Source organism: Trinickia sp. HAY1-2D (assembly GCF_056754935.1).
Window position 1 is genome coordinate 2,776,046 of sequence record NZ_JBPGWX010000002.1, and the last position, 11,523, is coordinate 2,787,568.

8 protein-coding genes are annotated in these 11,523 nt (G+C 57.9%); 6 read left to right on the forward strand and 2 right to left on the reverse strand.

The window, feature by feature from the left end; translation table 11 throughout:
* Positions 1-4: 4 nt before the first annotated feature.
* Complete coding sequence (locus ACR9ZC_RS20060) at positions 5-2,263, reverse strand: Ig-like domain-containing protein (protein WP_481581640.1); 2,259 nt, start codon at positions 2,261-2,263, stop codon at positions 5-7.
* Positions 2,264-2,275: 12 nt separating this feature from the next.
* Positions 2,276-4,975, reverse strand: coding sequence for a beta strand repeat-containing protein (locus ACR9ZC_RS20065; protein WP_481581641.1), 2,700 nt, complete (start codon positions 4,973-4,975; stop codon positions 2,276-2,278).
* 465 nt (positions 4,976-5,440) lie between these two features.
* On the opposite strand from ACR9ZC_RS20065, the gene ACR9ZC_RS20070 reads away from it, so the two are divergent.
* The 6 genes from ACR9ZC_RS20070 (at position 5,441) to ACR9ZC_RS20095 (ending at position 11,520) form a co-directional block, all read left to right on the forward strand.
* Entirely contained in the window at positions 5,441-6,619 is a 1,179-nt protein-coding gene (locus tag ACR9ZC_RS20070; RefSeq protein ID WP_481581642.1) for a cytochrome-c peroxidase, read from the forward strand.
* Between the two features lie 214 nt (positions 6,620-6,833).
* Positions 6,834-7,379, forward strand: a complete 546-nt coding sequence (locus ACR9ZC_RS20075) for a lytic transglycosylase domain-containing protein (RefSeq protein WP_481581643.1) — start codon at positions 6,834-6,836, stop codon at positions 7,377-7,379.
* Positions 7,372-7,836 (forward strand): type II secretion system major pseudopilin GspG, encoded by a 465-nt coding sequence (gene gspG, locus ACR9ZC_RS20080; protein ID WP_481581644.1) that lies wholly within the window; start codon positions 7,372-7,374, stop codon positions 7,834-7,836. The genes ACR9ZC_RS20075 and gspG overlap by 8 nt, the downstream gene beginning before the upstream one ends.
* Before the next feature lie 21 nt (positions 7,837-7,857).
* A complete protein-coding gene (locus ACR9ZC_RS20085; RefSeq protein WP_481581645.1) occupies positions 7,858-9,042 on the forward strand; it encodes a type II secretion system F family protein in 1,185 nt (394 codons plus the stop codon).
* Entirely contained in the window at positions 9,039-10,724 is a 1,686-nt protein-coding gene (locus tag ACR9ZC_RS20090) for a GspE/PulE family protein (RefSeq protein WP_481581646.1), read from the forward strand. The genes ACR9ZC_RS20085 and ACR9ZC_RS20090 overlap by 4 nt, the downstream gene beginning before the upstream one ends.
* 337 nt (positions 10,725-11,061) lie before the next feature.
* The gene (locus tag ACR9ZC_RS20095) at positions 11,062-11,520 is read left to right on the forward strand and encodes a hypothetical protein (RefSeq protein WP_481581647.1); all 459 of its coding nucleotides are present in this window, start codon (positions 11,062-11,064) and stop codon (positions 11,518-11,520) included.
* Positions 11,521-11,523 lie beyond the last annotated feature (3 nt).

Below are 11,523 nucleotides of genomic sequence, written 5' to 3' on the forward strand. Positions count from 1 at the left end.
CAATCTACCGGGTCGCCGCCCTGGGAACCGCAACCTGGGTTCCCCCGGATTTGCTCGGCGAACTGGGCGTGGCCGGGTGCCCAGGCTCAGGGGTCGGCGACGAAGAACATGTTCCCCCCGGATCGGCAGGCGACCCCGGTGCAGGTGCTGCGGGCACGCCGCCCGGCCCAGGCGAGCCACCCGCGCTAGGACATCCGCCAGCGGGTGGGCCATAAGCAGGCGCATTGCTCGGCAGCGACACCATCGCACCTGTCAGCTCATAGATTGCTACCCCCGGATTGGGAACGATCTGCTGCCCGTTCGAGCTGATTTTGCCTTGGCCATAGACATACCAGCCCTTCACCGTTGGATCGTAATTCCAGAAATCGAGTACGCTGCCCGGCGCGCCGTGATGGTAGTTCGGGTAGATGACCCGAGCGCCCTGCGCACTTGCTGCATCTACACCTTCGAGATGCGCCCCGCCCGGCTGTAGTGTGAAATAAACGGGCACGTATCGTGTAGGAAGCGGAAACGGCGGGCGATCCACCGGTATCGGCGTCATGGACAGCTCAGTAATCACATGCCCAGCACGGTCACGCAATACCGTACCTTTAGGAATGTGAACCTCGAGACCAGGGACGTACGGTGTCGTGACGACGACCTCGCTTGTCGTCGGTGAATCGAACTTCACCGAGTGGGCCGTATCGACCAGCGGCATCCAGCTCGTATAGGGCAACACGTTCGTTTTGCCTGCGTCGATCCTAACCAGGTCTTCAAAGTAGCCGAACGTTTTGCCGGGACGGTTTGCACTGTGCCCATCGATAATCAAGGTCTGCGCGCCAGGGCTAAGGCCTGTCAGCAAGAAGCGTCCCGTTGCATCGGTCAGTGTGGTCTGATCGCCCAGCTTTAGTGTGACGTTCGCGGCAGCCGCGCCGTTCATGAAGAGGACTTGGCCTGCAAGCGCGGTTACCCCCGGTGCTGCTGCCAACGCTGGGAAGCGCTGCAAAGGGGATGCCGGAAGTTTGGCGCGCCAGTCTCCAGCCAATTGCGGCCCATGGGGAATCCACATCGACGGCTCCGCCGATGGATCGATCGCTGCGAGCGGCTTCGGTGTACCAGACGCTTGTGGTGTCGATGCGGCGCTCGGCACAGCGGCGCTCGCGCCGCTACCGCGAATACCCGTTACCGCACTACCGCCTGCCGAGGTCGACGTGCCGCCTAACGTGCGTGTCGAAAAACCGATTGCCGTGAACGGCAGCGCTTTTCCATTGGAATCGCTCGCTCCGCTTATGAACAACGTATAGCTAGCGCCCGGCCGCAGTTCGGTCTTAGGGGTGACAAACAGCAAACGGCCACCCTCAGCAGGAACGACGCTAACCGCGGCTGCATCGGTGGGACCGAGAAGTGTCACAGTGGTCGGGTTCAGGCTCACTACCGACAATGGCTTGGAGAAGCTCACCGTGATACTCAAATTGGTCGCCACTCCGCCCTGCCCCTGCGTCGGCAATGAATCCGCTACCGCAGGCGCCTCATTGCTCGAGTCCGTGGTTAGAAGCCCGCTATTAGTCGAATCAACAGCAGCAAAACTTTGCTGAGACGGGAAATAGATTTCGGGTGTGACGACCGGCTTGCCCGCTGCGTCCCTTCCCCCTGATAGCAGCACCGGCTCGGTAGACAAGATCGCCGCTGAATGGTCGGCTCGCGGGATGGCGAGTTGCGCCGAAAAAGCCTTTGCTTGATGCGTGACTGGATCCCACAGTTCGGCTTGAGGCAAAGTTTGTCCGTTCTCGGAGACCCCACCGGCCACTAGCACTGTTCCGTCCATCAGCACCGTAGCGGTATGGTGTGCGCGTGGCAGGAGCCCGACATCGCCGAGTAACGTGAATGCCCGGCTCTGCGGATCGAACAGCTCGGCACTCGCAAGCGTGGCGCCAGTTTGCGCGACCCCTCCCGTGAGCAGCACGTGGCCGTCCGGCAACAATGTCGCTGCGTGATATCCGCGTGGTGTCGTCAGCCCGGACGGCAGCGGCAACATTTCCTTTGAGACCGGATCGAACAAATAGGCGGTCGCAGCAGACGCTCCGACGCCTCCAACCAACAGCCATTCGCCATCCGGCATCAGTGTCGCGCTTTGACCTGGCGCTGATGGCAATGATCCGGCCCACGCGTTGCCGAATGCGGCGCAGATCAGCATCGCGAATGCAACTATCCACTGCACACCTCTGCGCGCGACTTGCATAACGCATCCCGCCCGGCGCAGATCAATTGACGTCTGTTGGCGCATCGCGCACTCCGTTTAATGGGTGGTCAGCGAAAAGGTTGCGGTGCCTGTGTGGATGTCGTAAGGGTCGAACTTCACTGTGTATCCCCCGCTGCTCGGCAATGTGTATGAGCCCGACCAACTGGCCCCGCACCCGCTCGTGGAGACCAAATTGGTTCCGTCTGGCTTGACGATGACGATGCCGTTGCAGTTCGACGTCAGGCTCCCGTTCTGCGTAAGCGAGAACGAAGCGCTCTGATTGGCTAGCCCGTTGAACGTCAGAACTGCGTTTTGCCCGGGCACCGTCGTGGTGACGCTTGTTGCCGTGCCATCCGTCGCAAGGGTCGCGGTTACGTCGGGCGGGACCGCATAGACATTGAACGTGGCCGTACCGGTGCCCATACCGCCTGGGTTGTATTTGATCGTATAGGTCCCCGTAGCTGGCAACACGAGCACATCTGTGAAGTACTTCGGGCCGCACTCACCAGTGTTGGTGAGGTTCGTCCCATCGGGATTGACGATCGGCAGAGCGTTGCAGTTATTGGTAAGCGTACCGGTTTGACTCAGGTATACCGATATGCGCTGCGCTGCAGCCCCGCTGAATGTCACTGCAGCGTTTTGCCCCGGAACCGTCGTAGTCACGTTCGTAGCGGTGCCATCCGTCGGGGCAATGGCCGTGGCATCGGGTGGCACGGTGTATACCGTGAACGTGGCCGTTCCTGTTCCGGTGCCGCCCGGGTTGTATTTGATCGTGTACGTTCCCGTCTGGGGCAATGTCAGCAGATCCGAAAAATACGTGGTGCCGCACTCACCGTTGGTAGTGAGATTCGTCCCATCCGGATTAACAATCGGCAAACCGTTGCAGTTGTTCGTGAGCGTGCCCGATTGGCTTAAGTAGATCGATATGCGCTGCCCAACCGTACCACTAAATGTAAGGCTCGCGTTCTGGCCCGGCGTCGTGATGTTAACGCTCGTTGGCGTTCCGTCAGTCGTGAGCGTGGCGGTCGCGTCGGACGGCGTCGTATAGACGTTGAACGTGGCCGTACCGGTTCCAGTGCCGCCGGGGTTGTATGCGATCGTGTAGGTTCCCGTCGTCGGTAATGTGATCACGTCCGTGTAATAGCCCGAACCGCACTCGCCGGTGGTCGTCAGGTTCGTTCCGTCTGGATTGAGGATCGGCAAATTGTTGCAGTTGCTCGTGAGCGTACCCGTTTGACTCAGATTGACGGATATACGCTGCCCAGCCGTCCCACTGAACGATAGATTTGCGTTCTGCCCTGGAGTCGTGATGTTGACGCTCGTCTGCGTTCCGTCAGCCGGGATTGTCACAGCGACGTCGGCCGGAACCGTGTACACCGAAAACGTAGCCGAACCGGTTTGACCTCGGACCGTAATAAGTTTGATTGTGTAGGTTCCCGTCGCCGGCAGTACGCCAACGTCGGAGAACCAGCCGGTTCGGCAAGCGCTAGTGTTGGAGAAGAGATTCGTCCCATCCGGTTTGACAACTGGCACACTGTTACAGTAACCGCTCGCAAGGCTGCCCGTCTGACCTAGGTTGATCGATATGCGCTGACCCGCAGTGCCATTGAAAGTGATCGCCGCGTTCTGTCCCAGTGTCGTGATGTTGACTGTCGTAGGCGTGCCATCAGTTGAGGCCGTCGCTGTTGCATCCGCGGGAACGGAAGAAAGCGAGCACGTGATGGTTCCCGTACTATTCGCAGCGGGGGTCATGACAATTGTGTAAGTGCCGGTCGCGGGAAGCGTAACCGCGCCAATGAACTCACCGTTGCACATACTTGCTGTATTGCCAACCACCGAACCGTTCGGCCCCAGGATTAGAAGCGAGCCGTTCAAGCACGTCCCGATGCTCGAACTGGTTGTCAGCAGACCGATCTTCTGGCCAGCCGTACCGTCAAATAGCACCAACGCGATCTTGTTCGCAGCGGTGAACGATACCGTCTGGCTGCCGCCGATCGCCATTCGGCCGGTGAACGAAACGTCTGCCGGCGTATGAGGAGAAGGTGGCACAAAGAAATCCTGGCTGCTTGTCGTTTGCCCGTACGGCGTTGCGACGACCAGGCGACCAGAGGTGGATGAAGTTGGCACAACCGCGCCCAATGTGGTCGCAGTGGCAGTTCTCACCGTCGTGGGACGTCCATTCAACGCCACGCTGTTTTCGCTGGGTGCCAGTTGATAGTTGCTGCCGCCAATCGTGAATGCAGTGCCGGGGGTGCCGATCGTCCGCGAAATCGAGGCGATCGTCGGCGCAGCGCTTACCGTTACAGAGAACGATCCCGAACTCGTTGCGGATCCATTCGGAGAGGTGACAAATATAGGGCCCGTGGTTGCGCCAGCGGGCACCACGGCACTCAATTGGGTCGTCGTTGCCGCAGTAACCTGCGCAGCAGTGCCGTTGAACGTAACGGTATTCTGATTGGTCGTTCCGGAAAATCCATAACCCGAAATCGTAACGGTGGCTCCAACTGGACCACTCCCTGGGGAAAAGCTGGCTATCGATATTGCTCCGGTGCTCCTCGAAATCGAGAGAATGTTTCCTGTGGCGTCATATCCATAGATCGCCGTATTCCCGGTGCTATCGACTACACCCACTAAACGCCCCGACTCGTCGTAGGACAGATTATAGGTCGCTGCTTCACAGGGCGCAGCGGCGAAAACGGAGATAAGAATCACCGATATCCACGCATCGCGGATACCTTCGTAAATTCGACGGAGCATCGCAACCAGCCTTTAAGTTTGGTGACGACAAACAACGGAAATGACGAAAGCGCAGCTAATCCGTGCCCGTTAGCTAAGCCAAAGCCAATGAACACTCAAGCCGAGTTCCACTATGTGGGTATATCTGGTGATGGCGCCCATATGAAGCGCACCGAGATCGCGAACTTGCTTAGGATTTTTATGGCAGCACGTCAACATAGGCTCCCCGTCGAGATTATTTTTACCCCGTCCTGATACCGCCGTGTTCCTTCATATTTGCGCAAAAAATTTGGGCGCTATGTATGACAGACCACACAAAATCTGATCTCTTTTAAGCGCAGCCCCTCAAGTCTCCCCTATCACTTACTAGTTCTTCGCGGCAAACGTTTGCCATCAAAAATGACCTTGAACAATTCACTGACTATGCTAGCTTTTCGGAAAATCGAGAATATGTTTCGCGGCTTTCGAACTGAGTGAGGCGTCGCAATGAAATTGCAACATAACGAACACGGTATCGCTAGCTGCCGCGCCCAATACGTTGCACTTGTGCTATCCGCACTCACCTCCGTTGGCTCGCTTGCGCAGTCGGTCGACGAACGACTTGGACTGCCTACGGAAATCCGTGATGCGCAACCTCCAGCCGTCCGTTTGAGCGCACTCGGTGAAAAGCTCTTTTTCGACAAGCGATTCAGCGCAGATGGCTCGGTGAGTTGTGCTACGTGCCATCAGCCGAGCCATGCATTCACCGACGGTTTGCCCAAAGCACGCGGCCTGGCGGGCCAGGTCGGCACCCGCAACGCGCCGAGCCTCTATAACGCATCTCTCGTCGATAATCAGTTCTGGGATGGTCGCCAGCGGTCATTGGAAAAGCAAGCCCTCGAGCCGTTCGTCAATCCCGTCGAGCATGGCTTGCATGACTATGGAGCGTTGTTGACGATCATCCGTCGCGACTCCGCCTATGCCCGCGACTTCGAAAACGTCTTCGGTATATCGCGCACAGCGATCGATGTACAGAAAATCGCTAACGCGCTCGCGGCATTCGAGCGCACCCTCGCGTTCGGCAACTCGGCGTTTGACCGCTACTACTACGGTCATGACACGGGCGCACTCTCGCTCGAAGCTATGCGTGGACTCGTGCTCTTCTCGGGCCGCGCTCAATGTACGAGCTGCCACAGCATCGGGCCCAAGGGCGCGGCGTTCACTGATGGGCAGTTTCATAGTCTCCATATCGGCATCCCACGCATCGAGAAGCGGTTGCCCGATCTCGGCCAACGCGTCGTCAGACTGAAGAGCAAGGGGCGCTCTGTCGCAGAGATCGTGCTGAGCGACGCGGACATCGCCGAGCTAGGAAGATTCGTCGTGACCCTTGACCCGAGCGATATCGGCAAGTTCCGAACACCCAGTCTACGAAACGTAGCGCTCACCGCTCCATACATGCACGATGGGAGCATCGGCACGCTGGAAGCCGCCATCGACCAGGAAATCTATTACCGCACCGCTCAGAGCGGCCAACCTCTCATCCTTACGCCTCAAGAAAAGGCAGACCTGGTCGCATTTCTCCACAGCTTGACGAGTCAGCGAGCGCTGTTGCCGCCATCGGCATTGCATGATTACTCGGTCAAACGTGGGCCAGATAACACACGATCGAAGCATGCCATGAGGTAATACGAAACAATTTTGCTGTTCCCCTGCCGCGAATACTGGCTACAACTCGATGCCTGGACTCGCGTCTGTTCTCATGGTCATCACCAGATAAGGTGAGCCACTTCACGGGGTGAGTCAATTGAAGCGCTGCGGTCTTTCGTCCGTCGTAGCCTCTGCCGCATTGACTGTGGCGTCGCTTATGCTGTCAACGCGCTACGCAATCGCGGACGTATATATGACGGAGCAAAGCGACGGGACACCGCATTTTTCGGACTCCCCGATCGACAAATCATCTCAATTGCTCGATTCAGCGCACGCCACGCGGTTTCGCTCCGCCTCCAAAGGGATCACGAGGGATGCGACTCCCGGGTTGCAATCGATCGTCGAGGTTGTGGCATCTAAGTACGGACTTGATCCTGCTCTGGTGCGGGCGGTGATCGACGTCGAATCGCATTTCAATCCGGAGGCGCAATCGAAGAAAGGGGCGCTCGGGTTGATGCAATTGATGCCACAGACTGCTGCCCGCTATGGCGTGCGCGATGCCTTCGACGCCTACCAGAATATCGACGCCGGGGCGCGCCACTTGAAGACGTTGCTCGAGGCCTGCCATGGCAACGTTGCTTTGGCGCTCGCGGCATATAACGCCGGGCAGCGGTCGATCGCGTCACACGGAATGCGTATTCCGCCGTACGGCGAAACGATGATTTATGTACCGAAGGTATTGGCGCGCTATGAAGCATACCGCGCGATCGCGCGTCAAGGAGTCCACACCGATGAGTGACTTTGAAAGGCCAACGCCGAGCCCCCGTGGAAACTTGCTGGCCCGCTCAATAAAACGGGCAAATGGATTCACTCTCCTCGAGCTGCTCGTTGTGCTGGTCATCATCGGACTGCTCGCATCGTATGTCGGCCCAAAATACTTTGCGCAGGTCAACAAGTCGGAAGCCACGCTCGCAAAGGCTCAACTCACTGCGTTCGAAAAGGCACTCGATACCTTCCGACTGGATGTGGGCAGGTACCCCAGCACGGAGGAGGGCCTGAAGGCGCTAATGGTCCAGCCATCTAACGCAGCGCGCTGGAATGGCCCCTACCTCAAAAGCGACATTCCGCCGGATCCATGGGGAAGACCGTATCAATATCGCGCCCCAGGACCCAAGGGCGAGTTCGAAGTCAAGACGCTGGGCAAAGCGGGCATGCCTGGGGGAACCGGTGAGAATGCCGAGATCGCCCTCCCCTGAATGCGACAACGAGGACAAACGATGCGCTTCGACGCACGAGTGCTGACTACCGACCATAAAATCGTACGCCTGCACATCGAGGCGAACGACGACGTCGATGCAAGACGCCAACTGGAAGCGCGATCGCTGCGCGCGGTGGAGATTCGGCCCGCCCTTATTGCGTCAGTAATCGATCGCCGAAGCCATTTTCCCTTGGTTCTGTTTACGCAGGAGCTGCTGGCGCTCCTGCGCGCAGGTCTTGGAATTGTCGAAGCCCTTGAAGCCTTGGAAGAAAAGGAACCGATCGCATCTACGCGTGCCCTCATCAAGGGACTGTTGCAGACGCTTCTCGACGGGAGGCGTCTCTCAACTGCGCTCACAGAGTATTCGAACATCTTCCCGCCAATGTATGTGGGCCTTGTCAGATCGGCGGAAGGCACCGGTAGTCTACCCATCGCACTGGAACGCTACGTCGCTTATCAAACACGGATCGACACAGTACGCAGCAAGGTCGTTAGCGCATCGCTGTACCCCATGATTCTTTGCGTCGCAGGTAGCGCCGTAACGTTGTTTCTTGTGGGCTACGTCGTTCCGCGGTTTTCAGTGATCTACAAGAATACCGGTCGCCCCCTTCCGTTTCTTTCGCAAGCAATGATCGACGCTGGGCAATTCGTCGCCCATCACTCGATGGAACTGGTAGTAATCGGCGGATGTGCTGCACTTGCTCTTTTCGCAGCCGCGCGTTCGTACTTTGCAAAGGGCGGTCTTATACGATTGCTGAGCAAGCTGCCCTTTGTGGGCGAGCATGTCCGCATGTATCAACTCGCGCGCTTCTATCTCACCTTGGGCGTATTGCTGGAAGGCGGTATGCCGATCCTCGACGCGCTTCGAAGCGCTGGCACCGTCGTTCCCCGAGACTGGGAGCGACCGCTCCATCACGTCGGCAAGCAAGTGGAGGATGGATACACGCTCTCCAGCGCCCTCGACGGGCAACGAATGACGACATCCGTATCCGTGAGAATGCTACGCGTGGGAGAACGATCCGGTCAGTTGCCGGAAATGTTACGACAAGCCGCTCAATTTTACGAAGGCGATATCTCTCGCTTCGTAGACCGCTTTACGCGCACATTCGAACCTCTTTTGATGGCAGCTATCGGCATCATCGTCGGCGGAATTGTAATTCTGCTGTATGTGCCGATTTTCGACCTCGCGGCGAGTTTGCAATGACCGCTCATCCAGACTCTATTGCGTTGACTATGGATACGATCCGTTCGGCCAACAGCCTGGCACGTGCGTCCGGTCAGAGCGTAATGGCTGCGTTGGAGACGGTCACTGGCCGCGTTGGACGGGACATCACATCGCTTCTCGGCGAGTACCTAGGATGGCCGGTAGTGGAAACGCGGCATATGCATGAAGCAAGTCCGGCCTTTGATCTAATGCCCCTCGTTCAGGCGCTTCAAAAAGGCGCGGCTCTCCTGCGCTGCTCCAACGGCGCTCTATGGGCCGTGGTTTCTGATCCATTCGACGCCGACCTTCAGGTTTGGTTGAACACTCGCGCCAACGCATCGTTGCAGTATCAGCTAGCCTTCGCCGAAGATGTCCGAGCCTATCTCGACAAACAGGAGGAGAGCGCGCGCACCGTTGACGGCATTCTTTCCGTCGACGCAACGAATTCCACCGATAAAAAGCTCGCCCACGAATTATCGTTTGCAACGGTCGCCGATAGCTCGAGTCCTGCCGTCAAGCTGATCAACTCGACGCTTTACGACGGCCTCAAAGCCGGAGCCTCCGACGTTCATTTTGAATGCCATACCGCCGGCTTGGCTGTTCGCTACCGCATCGATGGCGTCTTGGTCCCATCCGCCACATTCGCTGGTGCGGAGCTGGCGGAGCAGGCAATTTCGCGTCTAAAGGTACTGGCCGAGTTGGACATCGCGGAGCGTAGGGTCCCTCAAGATGGAAGCTTTCGCGTCACTGCTCAAGGTCGGGAAATCGATCTGCGTGTTTCGATCATGCCCAGTGTCCACGGCGAAGACGCCGTCATCCGGATTTTGGACAAGCGCGCCATGATCGAGGCGCATGGCACGCTGAGCCTTCGCGCGCTTGGTTTCGACGATCCAACCTTGGAAACACTGCGGTTACTTGCCGATGCACCCCACGGCATGCTGCTGGTGACGGGCCCCACCGGATCTGGCAAAACCACCACGCTTTACGCCGTTATCTCGGAGACACACACCGGTCAGGACAAAATCATCACCGTCGAAGATCCTGTCGAGTATCAATTGCCAGGCGTCCTTCAAATCCCAGTCAACGATAAAAAAGGACTCACCTTCGCCCGTGGCCTGCGGTCTATTCTCAGACACGATCCAGATAGGATCATGGTCGGCGAGATTCGCGATCCGGAGACTGCTGAAATCGCGGTGCAAGCCGCGCTCACCGGCCACCTTGTTCTCACAACGGTACATGCCAACAATGTATTCGACGTGTTTGGACGGTTCACGCACATGCGAATCGATCCCTACGCATTCGTGTCCGCTCTCAACGGCATCTGTGCACAGCGCCTCGTTCGGCTGAATTGCCCGCGCTGCTCGCATCCCGTGACGCCCGATGCTGATCAGTTGAAACGTGTAGGGCTTCGCGCAAGCGACACTAGCCAATATAACTTCCTGGCCGGCGCGGGTTGCGGCGATTGCCGAGGTACCGGCTACCGCGGGCGGAAGGCCATCGCCGAGGTTCTGGTGCTCAACGATGAACTCCGAGAAATGATCGTCGAAAAGGCACCCATCAGAAAGATCAAGGAAGCAGCGTGCGAGCAAGGGATGCGTTCGCTTCACCAAATCAGCCTTGAACTCGCAAAGCGCGGGTCGACAACGATCGAGGAGGTCAGACGTGTGGCACTGGTCGCGTAAGCCAACGCACGTAGCAATCGATCGGGATTGCGTGACGGTCTTCGAGACTAATGGAAAAGCGTCGTCTGCCCAGGCTATCCGATCGTATGCCGTCTGCGGCCTTCCGTCCGTGGCGGACGCAATTCATAGCTGCCTGAGCAGCATAAAGCCCGCAGCATCGTCTGTTCGCATCTTAGTCAGCGATTACTACGCTCGCTTCTGGATAGCTCAACCACCCGCGGAAGCGACCACAAAGTCAGACCTGTCGGCAAGTGCCAGGTGGCGTTTCGAAGACCTCTTTGGCGAGCCCCCACTCGTTTGGAACATCGAAGCTGATTGGAACGCCAGACGCCCGTTCATGGCTTGCGCACTGCCCAATTTACTTACAGATGCGATAGCTACGACGAGCGCGGCATGTCGCATCGGAGTTACCAGCTGCCTACCGCGTTTCATTGCTGAATGGAACACTCATCATCGACGACTTCGCAAATACGACAGTGTCTGGCTTGCTGTACTAGCCGATTCGACGGTAACCATCGCACTTGTGCGCGGGAAAGAAATCGCTCAGATTCAACAGGTTCGATGCCTCCCGACCAATGGCGTCGATCTCGATGCGCTGACAGCCTCGCTTCGCGGGATGGCCCTTCAGGCTGAGCATGCCTGCCCAAGTACCGTCATGCTGTGCGGCGACGTGCCCGAACAATGGCACGAAGCGCAGAACAAGGAATACCGGTTCGAACTTGCCGTTCATACCGCACTGGCATCGCGAATCGGCGGACTTGCCATCATCGAACAGTTCCGCGAGCAGGCGCAATGAGAC

Bases quoted from the DNA above. Each gene is read 5' to 3' on its own strand.
- ACR9ZC_RS20060 (WP_481581640.1), bottom strand. From the start codon at position 2,263: ATGCGCCAACAGACGTCAATTGATCTGCGCCGGGCGGGATGCGTTATG.
- ACR9ZC_RS20065 (WP_481581641.1), bottom strand. From the start codon at position 4,975: ATGCTCCGTCGAATTTACGAAGGTATCCGCGATGCGTGGATATCGGTG.
- ACR9ZC_RS20070 (WP_481581642.1), top strand. From the start codon at position 5,441: ATGAAATTGCAACATAACGAACACGGTATCGCTAGCTGCCGCGCCCAA.
- ACR9ZC_RS20075 (WP_481581643.1), top strand. From the start codon at position 6,834: ATGACGGAGCAAAGCGACGGGACACCGCATTTTTCGGACTCCCCGATC.
- gspG (WP_481581644.1), top strand. From the start codon at position 7,372: ATGAGTGACTTTGAAAGGCCAACGCCGAGCCCCCGTGGAAACTTGCTG.
- ACR9ZC_RS20085 (WP_481581645.1), top strand. From the start codon at position 7,858: ATGCGCTTCGACGCACGAGTGCTGACTACCGACCATAAAATCGTACGC.
- ACR9ZC_RS20090 (WP_481581646.1), top strand. From the start codon at position 9,039: ATGACCGCTCATCCAGACTCTATTGCGTTGACTATGGATACGATCCGT.
- ACR9ZC_RS20095 (WP_481581647.1), top strand. From the start codon at position 11,062: ATGGCTTGCGCACTGCCCAATTTACTTACAGATGCGATAGCTACGACG.